Origin of the sequence: Halomonas sp. 328 (genome assembly GCF_015645095.1) — a bacterium.
Lineage (GTDB): Bacteria > Pseudomonadota > Gammaproteobacteria > Pseudomonadales > Halomonadaceae > Bisbaumannia.
Map to the genome: position 1 here is coordinate 15,534 of NZ_JADOTW010000034.1, position 21,122 is coordinate 36,655.

A 21,122-nucleotide genomic window follows, 5' to 3' on the forward strand; every position below is an offset into this window, starting at 1 on the left:
TGCGCCCCCGTTGCCGACGCCAAGCGTCGCGACCCCCGTGGCTACGTAGCTCAGCTGGTTAGAGCACATCACTCATAATGATGGGGTCCCCTGTTCGAATCAGGGCGTAGCCACCAGCGAATTTTCTCGATGCCCAGTCGGCTTGCCGGCTGGGCATCGTCGCGTCTGGGACCCGGAAAAGTTCGTGTGCCCCGTGTGCCGCTATTGGTCAGTAGTCAGTATGGCACGGCTAGTCTGGCACGGCCGGTCTGGCACGGCCGGTCTGGCACGGCCGGTCTGGCACGGCCGGTCTGGCACGGCTAGTCTGGCACGGCCGGTCTGGCACGGCCGGTCTGGCACGGCCGGTCTGGCACGGCCGGTCTGGCACGGCCGGTCTGGCACGGCCGGCGCCGGCTCAGGCGTCGGTGTCATCGGCCGGCTTGGCGCCATGGGCGGCCAGGCGTTCGAGCGCGCCGCGCAGCCGCGGGTCGTCGATCTCGCTGGCGCAGCTGGCCAGCTCGGCGGCGGCTCGGGCGGGCAGATGGCGCTCCTGGCGCGGTACCGGCTTGGGAGGGCGCACCGGGCGCACCTTGAGGTCGAGGCGTTGCAGGGCGGCGAATTCCGGCAGGCCGCGCAACAGGGTCAGCAGGCGGGGCTGCTCGTAGCGCAGCCGGGTCAGCCAGGCGGCGCGGTCGGTGATCAGGGTCAGCCGACCGTCCCGGTAGCCCCCCACGTAGAGGTGTTCGCGCAGCTCCTCCGGCAGGGCGTCGCGGAGGGTGGTCTGGGCCCGCTCCAGCAGTGAGGCCATGCGCATCAGGCCGCTCAGCTCGCCACGACCGCCGAGCAGGCGGGTGACGGGCTGGGCGCGGAAACGCTTAACCTTTATACTCATGGGCTTTCTCGCGGCGGTCGTTGCGTGCCGCCAATCTAGCATGTCCGGGAGTCCGTCGACAGCATGACCCAGCCCACTGCCTCCGCCGCTTTCCGTGCCCCGCGCCGGCGTTCCCGCTGGTGGCTGGCCGGCCTGCTGGTGGGTTGCCTGCTGCCGGTGGGCCTGGTGGCCGCCGATGGCGGACGCCTGATGGTGCGGGTGGTGCAGGTCTGCTGGCTGGCGCCGGCGGCAATTCGTGCCGAGAGTCGCCGCCAGGCCCATCGACAGCGCTGGCAGCCACCGCGGCGCCCCGGGCGCCTGCAGCGGCGTGCCTGGCCCCGTCGACGCTCCCCCTGGCGGCGCTGGATCGCCGCCCTCGATGTCCTCTCCCGCCGCGGCCCGCCGGCCGGCGTCCTCGCCTGACGGACGCGGCGCCCCGGCGCCTCAATCATGATTCTCTGCCGCGGCAGACACAGGACATCATCGCAATGCTCAATACCCTGCTTCGTAAGGTGGTCGGCTCCAGGAACGACCGCGTCATCAAGCGCCTGCAAAAGGAAGTGGCGCAGATCAATGCCCTCGAGGCGCGCCTCGAGGGGCTCTCCGACGAGGAACTCCAGGCCCAGACCCCGGCCCTGCGCGAGCGTCTCGACGCGGGCGAGAGCCTCGACGCCCTGCTGCCGGAGGCCTTCGCCACGGTGCGCGAGGCCGGCAAGCGCGTCATGGGCATGCGCCACTTCGACGTGCAGATGATCGGCGGCATGGTGCTCCACCAGGGACGCATCGCCGAGATGAAGACCGGCGAGGGCAAGACCCTGGTGGCGACCCTGGCGGTCTACCTCAATGCGCTGCCCGGCAAGGGCGTGCACGTGGTCACCGTCAACGACTACCTGGCGCGCCGCGACGCCGACTGGATGCGTCCCCTCTACGAATTCCTGGGGCTCTCCGTCGGCACCGTCTATGCCGGCCAGACCCAGGAAGAGAAGCGCGCCGCCTACGCCAGCGACATCACCTACGGCACCAACAACGAATTCGGCTTCGACTACCTGCGCGACAACATGGCCTTCTCCCAGGAGGAGAAGGTGCAGCGCGAGCTGCACTACGCCATCGTCGACGAGGTGGACTCCATCCTGATCGACGAGGCGCGTACGCCGCTGATCATCTCCGGCCCGGTGGACGAGAACACCGACCTCTACAAGGTGGCCGATCGCCTGGCCAAGGAACTGGTCAAGGGCGAGGTGTCGGAAGACCCGGAAATGCCGGTGGAGGGGGACTTCACCCTCGACGAGAAGCAGAAACAGGTGGAGATCACCGAGGCCGGCCACAACAAGGTGGAGGAGCTGATGCGGGCCGAGGGCCTGCTCGGCGAGGAGGACTCCCTCTACGCCGCTCAGAACCTCAACCTGCTGCAGCACATGCACTCGGCGCTGCGCGCCCGTCACCTCTACCACCGCGACGTGGACTATATCGTCAACGATGGCCAGGTGGTGATCGTCGATGAGCACACCGGCCGCACCATGCCGGGGCGGCGCTGGTCCGAGGGCCTGCACCAGGCGGTGGAGGCCAAGGAGGGGGTGGCCATCCAGCGTGAGAGCCAGACGCTCGCCTCCACCACCTTCCAGAACTACTTCCGCCTTTACGACAAGCTGGCCGGCATGACCGGTACCGCCGACACCGAGGCCTTCGAGTTCCGCCAGATCTACGGCCTGGACGTGGTGGTGATTCCCACCAACAAGCCGCTGACCCGTCAGGACCTCAATGACCTGGTCTACCTCTCCACCGAGGAGAAGTTCGAGGCGATCATCAAGGACGTTCAGGCCGAAACCGAGGCGGGGCGCCCGGTGCTGGTGGGTACCGCCTCCATCGAGGCCTCCGAGCACCTGGCCCGGCTGATGAAGCAGGCTGGCCTCGACTTCAACGTGCTCAACGCCAAGCAGCACCAGAGCGAGGCGGAGATCATCGCCCAGGCCGGGCGTCCCGGTGCCATCACCATCGCCACCAACATGGCCGGTCGCGGTACCGACATCATGCTGGGCGGTAACTGGGAGGCCGAGGCGGCCAAGCTCGAGAACCCCAGCGAGGAACAGGTCGAGGCCCTCAAGGCCGAGTGGCAGAAGCGCCATGAGGGCGTGCTGGCCGCCGGCGGTCTGCACGTGATCGGCTCCGAGCGTCACGAATCGCGGCGCATCGACAACCAGCTGCGCGGCCGGGCTGGTCGCCAGGGCGACCCGGGCTCGACCCGCTTTTTCCTGTCGCTGGAAGACAGCCTGATGCGCCTGTTCGGTTCCGACCGGGTGCAGCGGCTGATGCAGGCCCTGGGCCTGGAGAAGGGCGAGGCGATCGAGCACAAGATGGTCTCCAACGCCGTGGAGCGGGCCCAGAAGAAGGTCGAGAGCCGCAACTTCGATATCCGCAAGCAGCTGCTCGAGTATGACGACGTGGCCAACGACCAGCGTCGGGTCATCTACGAGCAGCGCGATGAGATCCTCGCCGCCGAGGATGTCTCCGCGAATGTCACCGGCATCCGTGCCGAGATGCTCGACGAGGCGATCAGCCAGTTCGTGCCGCCCCAGAGCCTGCCGGAGCAGTGGGACCTGGCCGGGCTCCAGGAGCACCTCAAGAGCGAGTTCAACCTGGACGCGCCGGTGGTGCAGTGGGCCGAGGAGGACCAGCGCTTCCACGAGGAGCAGCTGCGCGAGCGCCTGCAGGAGATGCATCGCCAGGCCTACGAGGCCAAGGTGGAGAGCGTCGGCGAGGCACTGATGCGCCGCTTCGAGAAGCAGATCATGCTGCAGGTGCTCGACACCCGCTGGAAAGAACACCTGCAGTCCATGGATCACCTGCGCCGGGGCATCCACCTGCGCGGCTATGCCCAGAAGAACCCCAAGCAGGAGTACAAGCGCGAGTCCTTCGAGCTGTTCCAGAACCTGCTGGCCAATATCAAGGGGGACGTGACCCGCATCCTCAGCCATGTGCAGGTGCGCCGCCAGGAGGAGGTCGACGAACTGGAGCGCCAGCGCCGCGAGGCCCTGGAGCGCGAGAAGGCCGCCGCCGCCAGCCGTCATGATGCCCCGAGCGCCGTCACCGGCGAGGAGGGGGGCGCGGCCGCGCCGGCGCCCGGCGCCGATGGCCGCCCGGTGCGTCGCGAGGGCCCCAAGGTGGGACGTAACGACCCCTGCCCCTGCGGCTCCGGCAAGAAGTACAAGCAGTGCTGCGGCAAGCTGAGCTAGCCAATTCAACCAGAGGAGAAAGCAACGATGGCAGTGGGTGAAGCGGTCTTTCCGGCCATGCCGGTAATCGAGGGGCTGCGTTTGGGCAGCGCCATGGCCGGTATCAAGAAGCCGAACCGCCGCGACCTGGTGGTGATCGAGATTCCCGAAGGCGCCACCGTGGCCGGGACCTTTACCCGCAATGCCTTCTGCGCGGCGCCGGTACAGGTAGCCAAGCGCCACCTGGCGGCCTGTCACCAGGCCGGCGGTGCCCCCCGCTATCTGCTGGTCAACACCGGCAACGCCAATGCCGGTACCGGCGCCCAGGGGCTGGCGGATGCCGAGGCGAGCTGCGCCGAGCTGGCGCGCCTGGCCGGTGTCGCCCCCGAGGCGGTGCTGCCCTTCTCCACCGGGGTGATCGGCGAGCCGCTGCCCATGGAGCGCCTGCTCGGCGCCCTGCCGGCGGCGCTGGAGAGCCTCGATCCGGCGGCCTGGGCGGCCGCGGGTGAGGGCATCCTGACCACCGATACCCGCCCCAAGGGGGCGACTCGTCGCGTGGAGATCAACGGCCAGACGGTGACCCTCGCCGGCATCAGCAAGGGCTCCGGCATGATCCAGCCCAATATGGCGACCATGCTGGGCTTCGTGGCCACCGACGCGGCCATCGCCACGCCGCTGCTGCAGGAGCTGCTGCGGGAGACGGTGGCCGACTCCTTCAACTGCATCACCGTGGACAGCGATACTTCCACCAATGACGCCTGCATGCTGGTGGCTACCGGCCGCGGCGCGAGCCTCGAGGCCGCCGACGCGGCGGCGGTGGCGGCCTTCCGCGAGGCGCTGCTGGCGGTGCTGGTCGAGCTGGCCCAGGCGATCATCCGCGACGGCGAGGGGGCGACCAAGTTCGTCACCCTGCGGGTGGAGGAGGCCGCCAGTCGCCAGGAGGCCCTGGACGTGGCCTTTACCGTGGCTCACTCGCCGCTGGTCAAGACGGCCCTCTATGCCTCGGATGCCAACTGGGGGCGCATCCTCGCCGCCGTGGGCCGGGCCCCGGTGGCCGACTTCGATGTCGACAAGGTGATCATCGACCTGGGTGAGGTGCGTCTGGTGGAGCAGGGCGGGCGCGCCGCCGGTTACACCGAGGCGGCCGGCAGCGCGGTGATGGCCGAAGAAGAGATCACGATTCGCATTCGCCTGGGGCGCGGCGAGGAGGCGGCCACGGTGTGGACCTCCGACCTGTCCCACGACTATGTCACGATCAACGCCGACTATCGTTCCTGAGTCGGCGTCCAGCATGATGGAAAGGTAATGAACGCAATGGTCAAGAGAAGGGTTCATGTGGCGGCCGCCGCCATCGTCAGCCGCGATAGCCGACAGGTGCTGATCGCCCGGCGCCCCTCCACCGTGGATCAGGGCGGGCTCTGGGAGTTTCCCGGCGGCAAGCTGGCGCCCTACGAGACCGGTTTCGAGGCGCTCAAGCGCGAGCTGCACGAGGAGCTGGGGGTGGAGATCCGCCGCGCCCAGCCGCTGATCCGCGTGCACCACGAGTACCCGGACAAGCATATCCTGCTGGACGTGTGGCAGGTCCACGATTTCGCCGGCGAGCCCTTCGGCCGCGAGGGCCAGGCGGTGCGCTGGGTGCCCATGGAGGAGCTCTACAACTACCCCTTCCCGGCGGCCAACCTGCCGATCCTGCGGGCGGTGATGCTGCCCACCGAGTACCTGATCAGCGACGAGGAGGCCGACGACGAGGTCTTCCTGGCGAAGCTGCAGCGGGCGCTCACCGAGGACGGGGTGCGCCTGGTGCAGCTGCGTGCCAAGTCGCTGGATCGTGACGCCTACCTGGCCCGGGCCGAGAAGGCCCTGGCGCTGTGCCGCGAGCATGGCGCCCAGCTGCTGCTCAATGGCGAGCCGGAGCTGCTGGAGGCGGTGGATGCCGACGGCATTCACCTGACCAGCGAGCGACTGATGCAGCTGGAGCGGCGGCCCATCGCCGAGGGCAAGTGGCTCTCTGCCTCCACTCATGACAAGGCGCAACTGGATCAGGCCGCACGCATCGGCTGCGACTTCGTGACCCTGTCGCCGCTGCGCACCACCCCCTCCCACCCGGAGGTGGCGCCGCTGGGCTGGCACGACTTCCAGCAACTGGTCGAGACCGCCGGCATGCCGGTCTTCGCCCTGGGGGGCATGACCCGCTTCGATGCCGACCATGCCCGCGCCGTGGGCGCCCAGGGCATCGCCTCGATCCGCGATTTCTGGAAATGACCGAAGAAGCTGGAAGAGCGGCGCTACGCGCCTGGAAGCTGGAAGCTTGAAGAAAATCGCCCCCATGGCCAAGCCATGGGGGCGATTTGGTTTGGGGTAGGTCGGGTAAGCGAGCCAAAGCGAGCGCACCCGACGGGGTTGTCGGATGCGCCTTCGGCTTATCCGACCTACGCAGCTTGGCCGCGTTTAGTCGCGATAGCGGCGGGTCAGCTCGCCATAGGCGTCGATACGCCGGTCGCGGCCAGGTATCAGCGGCCAGATGCGCGGCGCATCGGCCTTCGTTAGTCCCGGTACCTACGCGTCAGCTCGCCATAGGCGTCGATACGCCGGTCTCTAAGGTACGGCCAGATGCGCCGGGTCTCCTCGCCGCGGGCCATATCGATCTCCACCAGCAGGGTCTGGGCCGCCTCGCCGGCGTGGGCCAGCAGCTCGCCCTGGGGGCCGCAGACGAAGCTGCCGCCCCAGAAGTCGATGCCCGGGCCGACCCCGGAGTGGTCGGGCTCGTGGCCGACCCGGTTGGCGACCACCACCGGCAGGCCGTTGGCCACGCCGTGGGCGCGCTGGATCAGGGTCCAGGCGTCCTTCTGGCGGACCTTCTCGGCGTCTTCATCCGGCGGATGCCAGCCGATGGCGGTGGGGTAGAGCAGTAGCTCGGCGCCGGCCAGGGCCATCAGTCGCGCCGCCTCCGGGTACCACTGATCCCAGCACACCAGCACCCCGAGGCGCCCCAGGGAGGTCTCGATGGGGGCGAAGCCCTGGCCGGGACCGTCGGCATCGCCGGGGGTGAAGTAGAACTTCTCGTAGAAGGCCGGATCGTCGGGGATATGCATCTTGCGGTAGTGGCCCACCGCCCCCTGGGCGCGGTCATAGACCACGGCGGTGTTGTGGTAGAGGCCGGCGGCGCGGCGCTCGAACAGCGAGCCCACCAGGACGATATCCAGCTCCGCGGCGAGCGCCGCCAGGCGGCTGCCGGTGGGGCCGTCCAGGGGCTCGGCCAGGTCGAAGAGGTCCGGATCTTCGTACTGACAGAAGTAGTGGGTGGCATGGAGTTCCTGGAGCATCACCAGCTGGGCGCCCTGGGCGGCCAGCTCGCGCACCCGCGCCTCGCTCTCGGCCAGGCTCTTCGCCTTGTCGGGCCAGGCGGCCTGTTGTACCAGGCCCACCTTCAGGGTCTTGGTCATCGTCTCTCTCCGTCGTTCGGGCCGTCAGGCCAGGCTGCCCCGGGGCAGCTGCATGGTCAGGCAGTGCAGGCTGCCATGTTGTCGGATCACCACCGAACAGTCGATGGGCAGGATATCGCGATCCGGGAAGGCCTCGGCCAGGGCCGAAAGGGCCCGGGTGTCCGCCGCGTCGCCGTAGGTGGGCACCAGGACGGCGCCGTTGATGATCAGGAAGTTGGCATAGGTGGCCGGCAGGCGGTGGCCATCCTCCGGGTCGAAGCAGGGAGCCGGCCAGGGCAGCGGAATCAGCCGGTAGGGCCGGCCGTCGGCGCGCCGAAGGGCCTGGAGCTCCGCCTCCATGGCGGCCAGCGCCGGATAATGGGGGTCGGCCTCGTCGTCGCAGCGCACATAGGCGATGGTGCCGGGGTCGCAGAAGCGTGCCAGGGTGTCGATATGGCTGTCGGTGTCGTCCCCCTCCAGGTGGCCGTGGCGCAGCCACAGCACCCGTTGGACGCCGAAGTCCGCGGCCAGTTGCGCCTCGATGGCGGCGCGGTCCAGGCCGGCGTTGCGGTTGGGGTTGAGCAGGCAGGCCTCGGTGGTCAGCAGGGTGCCCTCGCCGTCGCTCTCGATACCGCCGCCCTCGAGGATCAGGTCCCGGGAGCTCAGGGGCGCGGCGAAGACGCCGGCCTCGGCCAGGCGGCGGCTCAGGGTGTTGTCGAGGCCGGCCTCGAACTTGCCGCCCCAGCCGGTGAAGACGTAGTCGAGCAGCTCGACCCGGCCGTCATGCTCGATGCCGAGGGGGCCATGGTCCCGGGCCCAGGTGTCATCGGCGGCGGCGACGACCAGGGTCAGCCGCTCGGCGGCCACGCCGCGATGGGCGAAGCGCTCGGCGAGGCGGGCGCGATCGGCCTCGGAAGGCACGGCGATCAGCACCCGCTGGTAGCGGGCGATGGCCACCACCATGGCCTCCAGGGTGGCCTCGATCAGGCTCAACTGGGGGGCCCAGTCGCTGGTCGGGCTCGGCCAGGTGAGCTGGATGGCATCCTGGGGATGCCACTCGGGGAACAAGCGCTTGGCCATGGGGTCTTCTCTTCCTGTGTCGCCGGGGCGGGAAAGGGCGCAATTTAGGGTGGCGTCGCCCGCGATGCAAGCCCAGAATAGCGGCCCTGTAGGGCGATTGCCGTGAGTCCAGGCCAGCCGTTGGGGCCCGGGACTGCCCCCAACGCCCCTTGGCGATGACACCGGCAATGGCCACGGATAGCCCTGGCTCTGCCGTGCAGGCCGTAACGAAAAACCGTACCATGGGCGCCCGCCGACAAGGAATCGATTGCGATGCTCGACCGTCTGCCTTTCCTGCTGGGATTGCGTTATGTCCGCGCCAAACGGCGCAACCACTTTATCTCCTTTATCTCCCTGACCTCGATGCTCGGCCTCACCCTGGGGGTGGCGGTGCTGATCCTGGTGCTGTCGGTGATGAACGGCTTCGACCAGGAGCTGCGCACCCGCATCCTGGGCATGGTGCCCCATACCAAGATCGAGGCCCGCGGCGGCCTGGTGGAGTGGGAGGCCCTGGCCGAACGCCTCACCCAGCGCGAACGGGTGATCGGCGCCGCCCCCTATGTGGAGCAGCAGGGCATGTTCTCGGTGGGCGGGCGCAACCAGGGCGCCATGGTCAATGGCATCCACCCGGAGTGGGAGGATCGCGTTTCCATCATCGGCCGGCATATGCAGCAGGGGGGGCTGGACGACCTCCAGCCCGGCGAATGGAACATCGTGCTGGGCTCGCTGCTGGCGCGCCAATTGGGCGTCGGGGTGGGCGATCGGGTGACCCTGCTGGTGCCCGAGGCCTCGATCACCCCGGCGGGGGTCTTCCCGCGCCTCAAGCGCTTCACGGTGAGCGGTATCTTCAGCGTGGGCGCCGACCTGGACGCCAGCCTGGCCTACGCCAATATCGAGGACATGCAGACCCTGGCGCGCCTGGGCGATGCCGTGGAGGGACTGCGCCTGGAGCTGGACGACCTCTTCCTGGCCGGCAGCGAGACCCGGGCCATCATCGATGAGCTGGGCGGCGGTTACCGCGGCCTCGACTGGACCTTCTCCCATGGCAATCTCTTCCAGGCGATCCAGATGGAGAAGCGCATGATCGGCCTGCTGCTGACGGTGATCATCGCCGTGGCCGCCTTCAATATCGTCTCGACCCTGGTGATGGTGGTCACTGACAAGCATGCGGATATCGCCATCCTGCGCACCATCGGCGCCACGCCCCGCTCGATCATGGGGATCTTCATCGTCCAGGGGCTGGCCATCGGCCTGATCGGTATCCTGATCGGCGTGGTGGCCGGGGTGCTGCTGGCCCTGGGGATCGCCGATATCATCGGCTGGTTCGAGGCGCTGTTCGGTATCCAGTTCCTCGACTCCGGGGTCTATTTCATCAGCTACCTGCCGTCGCGGCTGATCTGGGGCGACGTGATCAATATCGTCGGGGCGGCCCTGGTGCTGACCTTCCTGTCGACCCTCTATCCCGCCTGGCGGGCCTCTCGGGTCCAGCCCGCGGAGGTGCTGCGCTATGAATAAGGGCGAATCGATGCTGGCGATCTCATTCTGGCCCGCCATGGGCTCGGCTCTCCAGGGGATAAGCCGCGGAGGTGCTGCGCTATGAATAGTCAAGGAGCCACCATGCAAGACGTCGTTCGGGGGGCGCGCAGCGAGGCGCCGGTGATGCTGAGCTGCGAGGGGCTGACCAAGACCTATCGGGAGGGGCCCCAGGACCTGACCGTGCTGCACGAGCTCGACCTCGGTGTGCGTGCCGGCGAGCGGGTCGCGGTGGTGGGCAGCTCCGGTTCCGGCAAGACCACCTTGCTCAACCTGCTGGGGGGGCTCGATCGCCCCAGCGGCGGCAGCGTCAAGGTGGCCGGGCAGTGCCTGGCGGAGCTTGGCGAGGCGGCCCTGGGACGCTTCCGCAATCGCCATATCGGCTTCGTCTACCAGTTCCACCATCTGCTGGCGGAGCTGACCGCCCTGGAGAATGCCGCCCTGCCGCTGATCATCCGCGGCCAGACGCGTCGCGAGGCGGTGACCCGAGCGGCGCAGATCCTCGAGCGGGTGGGCATGGCGGCGCGCGGCGAGCACAAGCCCGGCGAGCTCTCCGGCGGCGAGCGCCAGCGGGTGGCCATCGCCCGGGCCTTGATCACCGACCCCAGCCTGGTGCTGATGGACGAGCCTACCGGCAACCTGGACCAGCACACCGCCGCCAGCATCCTGGCGCTGATGGACGAGCTGGCCTCGAGCGCCGCCTGCGCCTTCGTGGTGGTGACCCATGATCCCGCCCTGGCCGCCCATCAGGACCGGGTGCTGCGCCTCAACGAGGGCCGGCTTCAGCCGGAGTAGTTCAACCGCACCATGTCAAACGATCACGGCGCCCTCGAGGCGCCGTGATCGTTACTGGAGGCTGGTTAGGAAGAGTGCTCGTCGCCGCGGCGGCGCGCCTCGCGGCGCTGGCGGCGACGATGGCGGCGCTGTTTCCAGCTGCGCACCACGTGCCAGCGCCACAGGAGTCGCACCAGCAGGTTGGCGCCGAGCCCCACTACCACCGCCGCCACCAGTGAGCCGAGGGCCAGGATCGGCAGGATATCCAGCATCTGCTCCGCCACCCAGCGGGTGGAGAGCGCCTCCGGGGCTTCCCGGGCCGGCGTGCTGAGCAGCCAGGCCCCCAGCCGATAGTTGCCGTAGAAGATCAGCGGCATGGTCAGGGGGTTGGTGATCCATACCAGGCCCACCGACAGGGGCAGGTTGCAGCGCAGCAGCCAGGCACCGAAGGCGGCTACCACCATCTGGAAGGGGATCGGTAGCAGGGCGCTGAACAGCCCCACCATGAAGGCGTTGGCCACGCCACGCCGTGACAGCACCCACAGGGAGGGGTTGCCGATCCAGTGGCTCATGAAACGCAGTGAGCGATTGCGCTTGAGCGTCTCCGGGTGGGGCAGATAGCGCTGTAGCAGGCGGCGCGGCATCGAGGTCTCGAAGTGGGCTGACGGCGATCCGACTATTATCCATACAAGCACGTGGGCTCGCCATGTCTGACGCTCGTGGACGGCCATGGCGAGGGGAGCAAGGAGCAAGGAGCAAGGAGCAAGAGAGGGCGGATCGGATGGGGCTGGCCCCTGGCGGGATAGGCTGAGGTGTCGCCGCGCCTGGACGGCCAACGGCGAAGGGACCAAGGAGCAAGGAGCAAGGGAATGCGGATCGGATGGGCTTGGCCCCTGGCGCTGGCCGCCATCGCCGGCACCCTGCTGGGGTACTGGTCGCCCAGGGGGCTGATCGAGGCGGCAGCCCTGCTGGCCCTGTGGCTACGTCGCCGTCCCGGGGCCCTGGGCTTGCTGCTGGTGGCGGCGGTGGCGGCGACCCAGATCATGCTGATGCAGCGCGCCGAATTGCCCCAGGGGCTTTCCCGCCAGACCCTGATCGTCGAGGGACGTCTTGACGAGGTACGCCATCAGCAGCGACTGACGCGGCTGCGTGTCGAGGTGATGGCCTGCGAACCACACGAGGGCGAGCGACTTCCCTGCGATACCCTGCGCCAGGTGCGCCTGAGCGTTTTCGATGCTCCCGAGATGGCGGCGGGTGAGCGCTGGCGTCTGGCGGTGCGCTTGCGTCCCCCCGGTGGCCTGGCCAACCCCGTCGGCTTCGACTACCGCGCCTGGTTATGGCGAGAGGGGATCGGTGCCACCGGCTATGTGCGGACCGAGCCGCCCCCGGAGCGACTCGCTCCGGCCGCCCCGTCGCTGCGGCGCCTGGCCCTGGCTCATCTCGAGTCGCGCCCCATGCCCGATAGTGCCCGGCGCTGGCTGGCGGCCCTGACCCTGGGGGCCGGCGAGGCCCTGAACCGGGAGGACTGGGAGCGTCTCAATGCCACGGGCACCACCCACCTGGTGGTGATCTCGGGGCTGCATGTGGGGCTGGTGGCCGGCTTTGCGCTGCTGCTGGGGCGGGGTGTCGCGCGCCTGGTGACGCCCCGGTCGTGGCGCCTGGCGGTCTGGCCCTGGTGGCTGGCGGCGTTGGCCGCCACCGGCTATGCCGTCCTGGCGGGGCTGGCGCCGCCGGCATTGCGCGCCCTGGTGATGGCGCTGATCGGTCTCTGGGTGGCCAGCGGGCGCCATGCGCCGGGGCCCTGGCAGGGCTGGTGGCTGGCCCTGGCCATCGTGGTGCTGCTCGACCCGCTGTCGCTATGGCGTCCCGGCCTGTGGCTCTCCTTCCTGGCGGTGGCCCTGCTGATCCTGATCTGGCAGGGACGTCCCCGTCCCCGGGGGCTAGCCGGCTGGCTCTGGGGCCTGGTGCGTACCCAGTGGCTGTTGGCGCCCTGGATGGCCGCGGCGGTGCTGCTGGCCTTCGCCCGGCTGGCCACGGCGGCGCCCCTGGTCAACCTGCTCGCGGTACCGCTGGTCAGCCTGCTGCTGGTGCCCCTGGGACTGCTGGGCTGGTTGCTGGTCTGGGTGCCACCCCTGTCATGGTTCTGCTGGTGGCTCTTCGGCTGGCTGGTGGTGGGCTTCGAGGCCCTGCTGGAGCTGAGCCTGCGCGGGTTGCCCCCCTGGTATCCCGAGGCCTGGCAGCTGCTTCCCCTGGCCCTGGGGTTGGGGCTGTTGGCCCTGGTCTGGGCATTGCCCGGCCTGGCCCTAGGCTGGCGGGCCCTGGTCAGTGGCTGGCTGTTGAGTCTGCCGCTATGGCTGACGCCTTCCGTGCCGCACGACGGTGAGGCGACCCTGCGGGTCTGGGACGTGGGCCAGGGCCAGCTGGTCGAGATCGCCACCGCCAACCACCGACTGCTCTACGATGCCGGTCCTCGCTATGGCAGCGGTTATGTGCCCCTGGCCGGGCTCTGGCCACCAGGGCAGCGCTTCGACCGGGTGATCATCAGCCACGACGACCTGGACCATGCCGGGGGCGTGCCGGCCCTGGCCGAGCACCAGGTGGGCGATTGGCTGGCCCCGGAGGGCGAAGTGATCGGCGTGCCCTTTACGCCCTGCCATCGGGGCCAGGCCTGGCACTGGGATGGCGTCGACTTCCGTCTGCTCTGGCCACCGCCGGGGCTCCAGTCGACGCTTTCCAGCAACGATCGCTCCTGTGTGCTGCTGGTCTCCGCCGGCGACCGACAGGTGCTGATCACCGGCGATGTGGGACGCGAGGTAGAGCGTCACTTCCTGCTCGAGGTGGGGGCTCCCCTGGAGGTGCTGGTGGCCGGGCATCACGGCAGTCACACCAGTTCGGGGCCGGTGCTGGTGGAGCGGCTGCGGCCGCGGCAGGTGATCTACAGTGCCGGACGCGACAATCCCTTCGGGCATCCTGCCGATGAGGTGGTGCGGCGCTTCGCCCGCTACGGCAGCTGCCAGTGGAATACCGCCCTGGATGGGGCCCTGACCCTGCGGCTGGGGCCGGAGACGCGGATCGCGCCCCAGCGTCGGATCCCCTGGGCCGGTGTCGGTGGCCGTTGCCATGGGGTAGAATCGCCGCCATGGATCGGTCTTGGCCGGTAATGCGTTGCACGGACGGGAGACGCCCTCGATGGAACTGCTCGATGCCCTGATCGCCGGGGGCTGGTTGATGATTCCGCTGCTCGGCTGCTCCCTGGTGGCCATGGTGATCATCATCGAACGCCTCTGGACCCTGCGGGCCGGGCGTATCGCCCCCCTGGGCCTGGGCCAGGAGGTGTGCACCCTGATCAATCAGGGGCAGGTCAACCTCTACTGGCTGGAAGGGCACTCGCCCCTGGGGGGCATCCTGGCGGCGGGGCTGCGCAACGCGCGCCTGGGTCATGAGCAGGTGCGGGCCCGCCTCCAGGAGGCGGCCACCGCGGTGATCCACGACATGGAGCGCTTCCTCAGCCCCCTGGGCACCATCGCCGCCATCACCCCGCTGATCGGCCTGCTGGGCACCGTGGTGGGGATGATCGAGGTCTTCTCGGTGATCGTCGCCGCCGAGGGGGTGGAGCGCACCGCCGACCTGGCCGGGGGCATCTCCCGGGCCCTGGTGACCACCGCCGCTGGCCTGACGGTGGCGATCCCGGCACTGATGTTCCATCGCTACTTCCAGCGCCGGGTGGAGGACATCACGGTGCGCATGGAGGAGCAGGCCGGGTTGCTGGTGGAGTACCTGGCCCATCATCAGGGCGAGGTCAGGCTCAGCGATCGTCGTCCCGGGGCGGCGTCGGCCACCGAGGAGCCTCGGGCGTGAAGTTTCCCCGGCGGCGGCGCGATGCGGTGGAGGTCAACCTGACCCCGCTGATCGATGTGGTCTTCCTGCTGCTGATCTTCTTCATGGTCTCCACGACCTTCGAGACCCGTCAGGCCCTGGAGCTGATCCTGCCCCAGAGCCGCGAGGCCGCCACCCTCGAGGCCTCGCCGGTGATCCTGGTGATCACCGCCGAGGGCGAGTACCGTCTGGACGGCGAGACCCTGAGCGGGGCGCGGCTGGATGCCGCCCTGGCCGAGCGGGCCGCGGCGGCCCGGGAGCATGGCCTGATCCTCGAGGCCGATGGCCGCGCCGCCCATGCCGCCGTGGTCAGGGCCCTGGATCGGGCCGGTAGCCTGGGCATCCAACGTATTCGTATCGCCACCCGCGAGGGTGGAGCCACCACGCCGTAACGGAGTCACCGTGACACAGCAATCGGGCTGGAACCTCTACAAGCGTCTGCTGGGCTATGTCAGGCCCCACTGGAAGTCCTTCCTCCTGGCGGTGCTGGGCTATCTGATCTACGCCGCCTCCAGCACCGCCCTGGCGGAGATGATGAAGCGCCTGATCGACGGCATCCAGAGTCCGGACGCCGCCTTTCGCCTCTTCCTGCCGCTGTTCGTGGTGGGCATGTTCGCCGCCCGCGGGGTGGGGACCTTCCTCGGCACCTACTTCATGAGCAACGTGGCCCGCAACGTGGTCCACGCGCTGCGCTGCAACGTCTTCAACCATATGCTGCGCCTGCCCGGGCGTTTCTTCGACGCCCACTCCAGCGGCCACCTGATCTCCCGGGTCACCTACCATGTGGAGCAGGTCACCGGAGCGGCCAGTAACGCCATTACCATCCTGCTGCGCGAGGGCCTCTTCGTCCTCGGCCTGCTCGCCTACCTGCTCTGGACCAACTGGCTGCTGACCCTGGTGTTCCTCGGTGTGACGCCGCTGATCGCCGGCGTGGTGAGCTATGCCAGCAAGCGCTTTCGGCGCCTCTCCGGGCGCATCCAGCACTCCATGGGCGACGTCACCCATGTGGCCTCCGAGGCGCTCTCCGGCTATCGGGTGGTGCGCACCCACGGCGCCGAGGGCTACGAGCGCCGGCGCTTCGCCGCCGCCAGCGACTACAACCGCCAGCAGAGCATGAAGGAGGCACTGACCAAGGCGGTGAGTACCCCGGTGATCCAGCTCCTGGTGGCCCTGGCCCTGGCCGGCCTGGTCTGGCTGGCCATGTCACCGGCGCTGATGGCGGAGATGACCGCCGGCGAATTCGTGGCCTTTATCACCGCGGCCTCACTGATGGCCAAGCCGGTGCGCCAGCTTACCGAGATCAACAGCGAGATCCAGAAGGGCATCGCCGCCTCCGCCGAGCTCTTCGGCCTGCTCGAGGAGACCCCGGAGCCCGATGCGGGCAGTCACGAGACGCCCCGCTTGCAGGGGCGCCTGGCCTTCGAGGGGGTACGCTTCGCCTATGGGGAGGGCCTGCCCGAGGTGCTCAAGGGCATCGATCTGGCGGTCGAGCCCGGCGAGATGATCGCCATCGTCGGCCGCTCCGGCAGCGGCAAGACCACCCTGGTCAACCTGCTGCCGCGCTTCTATGCGCCGACCGCCGGGCGTATCCGGATCGACGGTGTGCCCCTGGACGACTACCGCCTGCAGCCCCTGCGCCGCCAGATCGCCCTGGTCTCCCAGCAGGTGACCCTGTTCAATGCCAGCATCACCGACAATATCGCCTATGGCGACGAGAACCCCGACCCGGCGGCGGTGGAGGCGGCGGCCCGGGCCGCCTATGCCCACGAGTTCATCGAGCGCCTGCCCGAGGGCTATGCCACCGTGGTGGGCGACAACGGCGTGATGCTCTCCGGCGGCCAGCGCCAGCGCCTGGCCATTGCCCGGGCCATCTACAAGGATGCCCCCATCCTGATCCTCGACGAGGCCACCTCGGCCCTGGACAGCGAGTCGGAACGCTATATTCAGCGTGCCCTGGAGACCCTCTGCGAGGGGCGCACCACCTTCGTGATCGCCCACCGCCTCTCCACCATCGAGCGGGCCGACCGCATCCTGGTGATGGAGCAGGGCGAGATCATCGAGGCGGGGCGCCATGACGAGCTGCTGGCTCAGGATGGTGCCTATGCGGCCCTCCACCGCCTGCAATTCCAGGAGGCGCCCCCGGCATGAGCCTGAATCTCGGCGACGGCCCCCTGACCTGGCCTGCCGTGCCAGGAGGTCTCCCCGGCGGCATGAGTGGTGGACTCGGTGAGGCCTGGCACATGGTACGACGCGGCCCCCTGACCTGGCCTGCCATGCCAGGAGGTCTCCCGGCATGAGTGGTGGCCTGGGAGATCGCTGGCTGGCGGCGGCCTATCGTGGCGCGCCCTGGCTGACGCTGCTGCGGCCCCTGGAGGTGCTCTACCGCGGGGCGGTAAGGCGCCGGGCGACGGCTTATGCCGAGGGCCGGAAGCCGGTCTGGCGGGCCCCGGTACCGGTGATCGTGGTGGGCAACCTGACCCTGGGCGGCACCGGCAAGTCGCCCCTGGTCGCCTGGTTGGCGACGCATCTGCGCGAGCGGGGCCGGGCGCCGGGCATCCTCTCCCGGGGCTATGGGGGACGCAGCGACGACTACCCGCTCTGGGTCAGCGCCGAGACTCCGGTGGCGGCCTGCGGCGACGAGCCGGCGATGCTGGCGGCCCAGACCGGGGTGCCCCTGGTGGTGGATCCGGATCGCCCCCGGGGCGCCCGACGCCTGCTGGAGGCGGGCTGCGATATCCTGATCAGTGACGACGGCCTCCAGCATCTGGCCCTGGGCCGCGACCTGGAGCTGGTGGTGGTGGATGGCGCCCGGGGCTTTGGCAATGGCCGCTGCCTGCCCGCCGGGCCCCTGCGGGAGCCCCTGGAACGGCTGGCCAGCGTGGATGCGGTGTTGATCAATGGCGACGCGGCCTTCGCGCCCCCCGACGGGGCCCATCGGATGGCCCTCGAGCCCAGCGCCTGGCGACGGGTCGCCGACGGCGAGGCCCGCCCGCTGAGTCCGCCGCCCTTCACGGGGCCGGTGCACGGGGTGGCGGGGATCGGTAACCCGGGGCGCTTCTTCGCCACCCTGGAGCGGCAGGGCCTGACGGTGACGCCCCACCCCTACGCCGATCACCATGCCTTCGCTGCCGGGGATCTCGCCTTCGGCGACGATCGCCCGGTGGTAATGACCGCCAAGGATGCGGTGAAGTGCCGCGATTTCGCCTCTCCGGCCTGCTGGGCCCTGGAGGTGGAGGCGCGGCCCGACACGACTTTCATCGAGTGGCTCGACGGGCGGCTCGATACCCTGAACCCAGTCCCGACACGGGAGAGATAACGATGGACAAGGAACTGCTGGCCATGCTGGTCTGCCCGCTCTGCCAGGGCAAGCTCAAGTACGACCGGGAGGCCGCCGAGCTCAGGTGTCACTACGATGGCCTGGCCTTCCCGATTCGCGACGGCATCCCGGTGATGCTGGAGGAAGAGGCGCGGGTCATGGACGTGGACGAGAAGCTCGGCAAGGGGCCGGGGGCGACGCCATGAGTCAGGGCGTGATCGCGGTGATTCCGGCGCGCTACGCTTCCTCGCGGCTGCCCGGCAAGCCGCTGCTGGAGATCGGCGGCGAACCCATGGTGGTCCGGGTCTGGCGCCAGGCCCGGGCCAGCGGCGCCGACCGGGTGGTGGTGGCCACCGACGACGAACGCATCCGCGAGGCGGTCGAGGCGGTGGGGGGCGAGGCGGTGATGACCCGCGCCGATCATCCCTCCGGCACCGATCGCCTGGCCGAGGTGGCGGATCGGCTGGGCCTGGACGACGAAGCGATCCTGGTCAATGTCCAGGGCGACGAGCCGCTGCTGCCGCCGGCGCTGATCGATCAGGTGGCCCGGCGGCTGGCGGATGACGACACCGCGGCCATGGCCACCCTGGCGGAGCCGATCCATGACGTGGAGACGCTCTTCAACCCCAATGTGGTCAAGGTGGTGCGGGACCTGGGCGGCGCCGCCCTCTACTTCTCACGGGCGCCCATCCCCTGGGATCGCGACGCCTTCGCCGCCCGTCCGGAGCTGCTGACCACCGACGCCTGGCTGCGCCATATCGGCCTCTATGCCTATCGGGCCGGCTTCCTGCGCGACTACCGTGACTGGCTGCCCACCCCCCTGGAACAGCTGGAGCAGCTGGAGCAGCTGCGTGCCCTCCAGCAGGGACGGCGCATCCTGGTGGCGCTGGCCCGGGAGGCGCATCCTGCCGGCGTCGATACCGCCGAGGACCTGGCCCGGGTGCGGGCCCTGGTGGCAGGGCAGGGGGACCAGGCGTGATGCGGGTGCTCTTCGTCTGCCTGGGCAATATCTGTCGCTCGCCCACCGCCGAGGGGGTCTTCCGTCAGCGCCTGGACGCCGCGGGGTTGGCCGAGCGGGTCGACGTGGACTCCTGCGGCACCGCCGGCTGGCATATCGGCAAGGCGCCGGACCCGCGTACCCGGGACGCCGCGGCGTCCCGCGGCTATGACCTCGCGGCGCTACGCGCCCGCCAGCTGCAGGACGACGATTTCCACGCCTTCGACTACCTGCTGGCCATGGATCACGCCAACCTGGCGGAGCTCGAGGCTCGCCGCCCGCCAGGCTGCCGGGCCCACCTCGGTCTCTTCCTCGACTTCGCCGGCAGCCCCGGCCAGGCAGTGCCCGATCCCTACTACGGCGGGGCCGAAGGCTTCGATCGTGTCCTCGACCTGGTGGAGGCCGCCGCCGATGGGCTGGTGTCGGAGCTCGAACGTCGCCTGGAGGCGCGGTCGTGAGCCAGGCAACCTTCCCCGCCTTGTGCCATGAGTACCCTCTGGATGGCCTGAATACCCTGGGGCTGAGTTCCCGGGCGGCGCACTTTATGCGCCTGGCCCATGAAGCCGAGCTTGCGCCGGCCCTGGCCCTGGCCGCGGAGCGGGGCTGGCCGGTGAGCCTGCTGGGTGGCGGCAGCAACCTGATTCTCGCCCCCTGCCTCGAGGGCCTGGTGCTGCAGCCCGGCTTCGCCGACTGCGAGCTGACCCCGGGAGCCGACGGCAGCGTCGGGGTGCGGGTGGCGGCGGGCCACGACTGGCACGCCCTGGTGATGGCCATGGCCGAACGCGGTCTCTGGGGCCTGGAGAACCTGGCGCTGATTCCGGGGCAGTGCGGTGCCGCGCCGATCCAGAATATCGGCGCCTACGGGGTCGAGCTGGCCGAGGTGCTGGAGGCGGTGGAGCTGCGCTATCTCGACGATGGTCGCGCCGTGACCCTGGGGGGCGAGGAGTGTGCCTTCGGTTACCGGGAGAGTCTCTTCAAGGGGGAGCTGGCGGGACGAGTGATGATCACCCACCTGCGCCTGCGGCTCTCGACGCGTCCCCGGCCTCGCCTCGACTACGGCGACCTGGGGCGTCGGGTTGGCAAGGCGCCCAGCCCCCGGGAAGTGGCCGAGGCGGTCTGCGCCATTCGCCGCGAGAAGCTGCCCGATCCCCGGGTACTGCCCAATGCCGGCAGCTTCTTCAAGAACCCGCTGGTGCCTGCCGCCCGGGCCGCGGCGTTGCTCAAGGACCACCCGGCGATGCCTCACTTCACCCAGCCCGACGGGCGGGTCAAGCTGGCCGCCGGCTGGCTGATCGACCAGTGCGGCCTCAAGGGCTGGCGGCAGGGGCCCTTCGGCGTCCACGAGCGTCAGGCCCTGGTGCTGGTGCATCATGGCGGCGGCGATGCCCGGGGCCTGCTGGCCTTCGCCGAGGAAGTCGCCGAGCGGGTGCGGCAGCGTTTCGCGGTGGTACTGGAGCGGGAGCCGCGGCTGATGGGCCGCTTCGACTGACCCCTGAAAGTCCCGCGCCCTAACGACAAAGGCCCGTGGCGATTGCCACGGGCCTTTGTCGTCGTGCCTTGAGTTGGTCTGGCGAGGGCCCCGCCTTAGGCGGGGCCTCTCTCCGCCTTACTGGCCGTCCTTGGCCTGCTCCCGGCGGCGCTGCTCGCGGGGGTCGTTATGGGCCCGGCGACGACGGCGGCTGGGGGCCTCGGGCTTGGCCTCGGGCTTAGCTTCGGGCTGCTCGGGCTTGGTTTCGACCTTCGCTTCCGGGGCCTTGGGCTCGGGCTTGGCTTCGACCTTCGCTTCCGGGGCCTTGGTCTCTTGCTTAGTCTCTTGCTTAGCTTCGGGCTGCTTGGGCTCTTGCTTAGCCTCGGGCTTGGCTTCGACCTTCGCTTCCGGGGCCTTGGTCTCTTGCTTGGGCTCTTGCTTAGCCTCGGGCTTGGCTTCGACCTTCGCTTCCGGGGCCTTGGGCTCTTGCTTGGCCTCTTGCTTCGCCTCGGGCTGCTTGGGCGCTTCGGCCTTCACGTCTTGGGCCTTGGCCTCCGGCTTGGCTTCTTGCTTCGCCTCGGGCTGCTTGGGCGCTTCGGCCTTCACGTCTTGGGCCTT

At 69.5% G+C, this 21,122-nt stretch carries 19 protein-coding genes, 1 tRNA gene and 1 pseudogene; 16 read left to right on the top strand and 5 right to left on the bottom strand.

From position 1 onward, the window contains the following. Positions 1–39: 39 nt before the first annotated feature. Positions 40–116: transfer RNA gene (locus IHD13_RS15505), tRNA-Met, on the top strand. Positions 117–394: 278 nt separating this feature from the next. Here IHD13_RS15505 and IHD13_RS15510 read toward each other — a convergent pair. Continuing rightward, positions 395–871: a DUF721 domain-containing protein gene (locus IHD13_RS15510; protein ID WP_195861939.1), complete on the bottom strand. Its 477-nt coding sequence runs from the start codon at positions 869–871 to the stop codon at positions 395–397. A gap of 63 nt (positions 872–934) precedes the next feature. Here IHD13_RS15510 and IHD13_RS15515 point away from each other — a divergent pair, with 63 nt between their 5' ends. The 4 genes from IHD13_RS15515 to IHD13_RS15530 all read left to right on the top strand — a co-directional run bounded on the left by IHD13_RS15515 (position 935) and on the right by IHD13_RS15530 (position 6,321). Next, positions 935–1,273 (top strand): hypothetical protein, encoded by a 339-nt coding sequence (locus IHD13_RS15515; RefSeq protein ID WP_195861940.1) that lies wholly within the window; start codon positions 935–937, stop codon positions 1,271–1,273. Positions 1,274–1,338: 65 nt separating this feature from the next. Continuing rightward, on the top strand, positions 1,339–4,080 hold the full coding sequence (gene secA / locus IHD13_RS15520) for a preprotein translocase subunit SecA (protein ID WP_195861941.1): 2,742 nt from the start codon (positions 1,339–1,341) through the stop codon (positions 4,078–4,080). Between the two features lie 27 nt (positions 4,081–4,107). Beyond that, positions 4,108–5,337, top strand: a complete 1,230-nt coding sequence (gene argJ / locus IHD13_RS15525; protein ID WP_195861942.1) for a bifunctional glutamate N-acetyltransferase/amino-acid acetyltransferase ArgJ — start codon at positions 4,108–4,110, stop codon at positions 5,335–5,337. Between the two features lie 36 nt (positions 5,338–5,373). Then, positions 5,374–6,321: a Nudix family hydrolase gene (locus tag IHD13_RS15530; RefSeq protein WP_195861955.1), complete on the top strand. Its 948-nt coding sequence runs from the start codon at positions 5,374–5,376 to the stop codon at positions 6,319–6,321. A 281-nt stretch (positions 6,322–6,602) separates the two neighbouring features. Here IHD13_RS15530 and IHD13_RS15535 read toward each other — a convergent pair whose 3' ends face one another. Together IHD13_RS15535 and IHD13_RS15540 are read right to left on the bottom strand one after the other, a co-directional pair. After that, positions 6,603–7,502, bottom strand: coding sequence for a carbon-nitrogen hydrolase (locus IHD13_RS15535; RefSeq protein ID WP_195861943.1), 900 nt, complete (start codon positions 7,500–7,502; stop codon positions 6,603–6,605). 24 nt (positions 7,503–7,526) lie between these two features. Continuing rightward, the gene (locus IHD13_RS15540; RefSeq protein WP_195861944.1) at positions 7,527–8,561 is read right to left on the bottom strand and encodes an agmatine deiminase family protein; all 1,035 of its coding nucleotides are present in this window, start codon (positions 8,559–8,561) and stop codon (positions 7,527–7,529) included. A 252-nt stretch (positions 8,562–8,813) separates the two neighbouring features. Here IHD13_RS15540 and IHD13_RS15545 point away from each other — a divergent pair, with 252 nt between their 5' ends. Together IHD13_RS15545 and IHD13_RS15550 are read left to right on the top strand one after the other, a co-directional pair. Continuing rightward, positions 8,814–10,055, top strand: a complete 1,242-nt coding sequence (locus IHD13_RS15545; RefSeq protein ID WP_195861945.1) for a lipoprotein-releasing ABC transporter permease subunit — start codon at positions 8,814–8,816, stop codon at positions 10,053–10,055. Positions 10,056–10,157: 102 nt separating this feature from the next. Then, the gene (locus tag IHD13_RS15550; protein ID WP_230086363.1) at positions 10,158–10,868 is read left to right on the top strand and encodes an ABC transporter ATP-binding protein; all 711 of its coding nucleotides are present in this window, start codon (positions 10,158–10,160) and stop codon (positions 10,866–10,868) included. Between the two features lie 65 nt (positions 10,869–10,933). Here the strand turns inward: IHD13_RS15550 and IHD13_RS15555 are convergent, their stop codons facing one another. Continuing rightward, complete coding sequence (locus IHD13_RS15555) at positions 10,934–11,491, bottom strand: DUF2062 domain-containing protein (protein ID WP_195861946.1); 558 nt, start codon at positions 11,489–11,491, stop codon at positions 10,934–10,936. Between the two features lie 225 nt (positions 11,492–11,716). On the opposite strand from IHD13_RS15555, the gene IHD13_RS15560 reads away from it, so the two are divergent. From IHD13_RS15560 to murB, 9 genes are all read left to right on the top strand, one after another. Further along, the gene (locus IHD13_RS15560; protein WP_195861947.1) at positions 11,717–14,008 is read left to right on the top strand and encodes a DNA internalization-related competence protein ComEC/Rec2; all 2,292 of its coding nucleotides are present in this window, start codon (positions 11,717–11,719) and stop codon (positions 14,006–14,008) included. A gap of 28 nt (positions 14,009–14,036) precedes the next feature. Continuing rightward, positions 14,037–14,705: a MotA/TolQ/ExbB proton channel family protein gene (locus IHD13_RS15565; protein ID WP_195861948.1), complete on the top strand. Its 669-nt coding sequence runs from the start codon at positions 14,037–14,039 to the stop codon at positions 14,703–14,705. Continuing rightward, a complete protein-coding gene (locus IHD13_RS15570) occupies positions 14,702–15,115 on the top strand; it encodes an ExbD/TolR family protein (protein WP_195861949.1) in 414 nt (137 codons plus the stop codon). Before IHD13_RS15565 ends, IHD13_RS15570 begins: the two co-directional genes overlap by 4 nt. Positions 15,116–15,125: 10 nt before the next feature. Continuing rightward, positions 15,126–16,871, top strand: coding sequence for a lipid A export permease/ATP-binding protein MsbA (gene msbA / locus IHD13_RS15575; RefSeq protein WP_326838374.1), 1,746 nt, complete (start codon positions 15,126–15,128; stop codon positions 16,869–16,871). 145 nt (positions 16,872–17,016) lie between these two features. Further along, positions 17,017–18,039, top strand: coding sequence for a tetraacyldisaccharide 4'-kinase (gene lpxK / locus IHD13_RS15580; RefSeq protein WP_195861951.1), 1,023 nt, complete (start codon positions 17,017–17,019; stop codon positions 18,037–18,039). A gap of 2 nt (positions 18,040–18,041) precedes the next feature. Next, on the top strand, positions 18,042–18,245 hold the full coding sequence (locus tag IHD13_RS15585) for a Trm112 family protein (RefSeq protein WP_146802688.1): 204 nt from the start codon (positions 18,042–18,044) through the stop codon (positions 18,243–18,245). Further along, complete coding sequence (kdsB, locus tag IHD13_RS15590; protein WP_195861952.1) at positions 18,242–19,018, top strand: 3-deoxy-manno-octulosonate cytidylyltransferase; 777 nt, start codon at positions 18,242–18,244, stop codon at positions 19,016–19,018. Before IHD13_RS15585 ends, kdsB begins: the two co-directional genes overlap by 4 nt. Beyond that, positions 19,018–19,494, top strand: a complete 477-nt coding sequence (locus IHD13_RS18265; RefSeq protein WP_230086367.1) for a low molecular weight protein-tyrosine-phosphatase — start codon at positions 19,018–19,020, stop codon at positions 19,492–19,494. Before kdsB ends, IHD13_RS18265 begins: the two co-directional genes overlap by 1 nt. Beyond that, positions 19,491–20,525, top strand: coding sequence for a UDP-N-acetylmuramate dehydrogenase (murB, locus tag IHD13_RS15595; RefSeq protein WP_326838375.1), 1,035 nt, complete (start codon positions 19,491–19,493; stop codon positions 20,523–20,525). Before IHD13_RS18265 ends, murB begins: the two co-directional genes overlap by 4 nt. Positions 20,526–20,642: 117 nt before the next feature. On the opposite strand, the pseudogene IHD13_RS18485 reads toward murB, so the two are convergent. Next, positions 20,643–21,122: pseudogene (locus tag IHD13_RS18485) on the bottom strand (hypothetical protein); the annotation flags it as partial.

Excerpts from the sequence above, each read along its gene's own strand:
- IHD13_RS15530 (WP_195861955.1), top strand. The coding sequence starts at position 5,374 with ATGGTCAAGAGAAGGGTTCATGTGGCGGCCGCCGCCATCGTCAGCCGC.
- IHD13_RS15540 (WP_195861944.1), bottom strand. The coding sequence starts at position 8,561 with ATGGCCAAGCGCTTGTTCCCCGAGTGGCATCCCCAGGATGCCATCCAG.
- IHD13_RS15545 (WP_195861945.1), top strand. The coding sequence starts at position 8,814 with ATGCTCGACCGTCTGCCTTTCCTGCTGGGATTGCGTTATGTCCGCGCC.
- secA (WP_195861941.1), top strand. The coding sequence starts at position 1,339 with ATGCTCAATACCCTGCTTCGTAAGGTGGTCGGCTCCAGGAACGACCGC.
- IHD13_RS15560 (WP_195861947.1), top strand. The coding sequence starts at position 11,717 with ATGCGGATCGGATGGGCTTGGCCCCTGGCGCTGGCCGCCATCGCCGGC.
- IHD13_RS15585 (WP_146802688.1), top strand. The coding sequence starts at position 18,042 with ATGGACAAGGAACTGCTGGCCATGCTGGTCTGCCCGCTCTGCCAGGGC.
- argJ (WP_195861942.1), top strand. The coding sequence starts at position 4,108 with ATGGCAGTGGGTGAAGCGGTCTTTCCGGCCATGCCGGTAATCGAGGGG.
- lpxK (WP_195861951.1), top strand. The coding sequence starts at position 17,017 with ATGAGTGGTGGCCTGGGAGATCGCTGGCTGGCGGCGGCCTATCGTGGC.
- kdsB (WP_195861952.1), top strand. The coding sequence starts at position 18,242 with ATGAGTCAGGGCGTGATCGCGGTGATTCCGGCGCGCTACGCTTCCTCG.
- IHD13_RS15565 (WP_195861948.1), top strand. The coding sequence starts at position 14,037 with ATGGAACTGCTCGATGCCCTGATCGCCGGGGGCTGGTTGATGATTCCG.
- IHD13_RS15510 (WP_195861939.1), bottom strand. The coding sequence starts at position 871 with ATGAGTATAAAGGTTAAGCGTTTCCGCGCCCAGCCCGTCACCCGCCTG.
- IHD13_RS15535 (WP_195861943.1), bottom strand. The coding sequence starts at position 7,502 with ATGACCAAGACCCTGAAGGTGGGCCTGGTACAACAGGCCGCCTGGCCC.
- IHD13_RS15550 (WP_230086363.1), top strand. The coding sequence starts at position 10,158 with ATGCAAGACGTCGTTCGGGGGGCGCGCAGCGAGGCGCCGGTGATGCTG.
- IHD13_RS18265 (WP_230086367.1), top strand. The coding sequence starts at position 19,018 with ATGCGGGTGCTCTTCGTCTGCCTGGGCAATATCTGTCGCTCGCCCACC.
- IHD13_RS15515 (WP_195861940.1), top strand. The coding sequence starts at position 935 with ATGACCCAGCCCACTGCCTCCGCCGCTTTCCGTGCCCCGCGCCGGCGT.
- IHD13_RS15555 (WP_195861946.1), bottom strand. The coding sequence starts at position 11,491 with ATGCCGCGCCGCCTGCTACAGCGCTATCTGCCCCACCCGGAGACGCTC.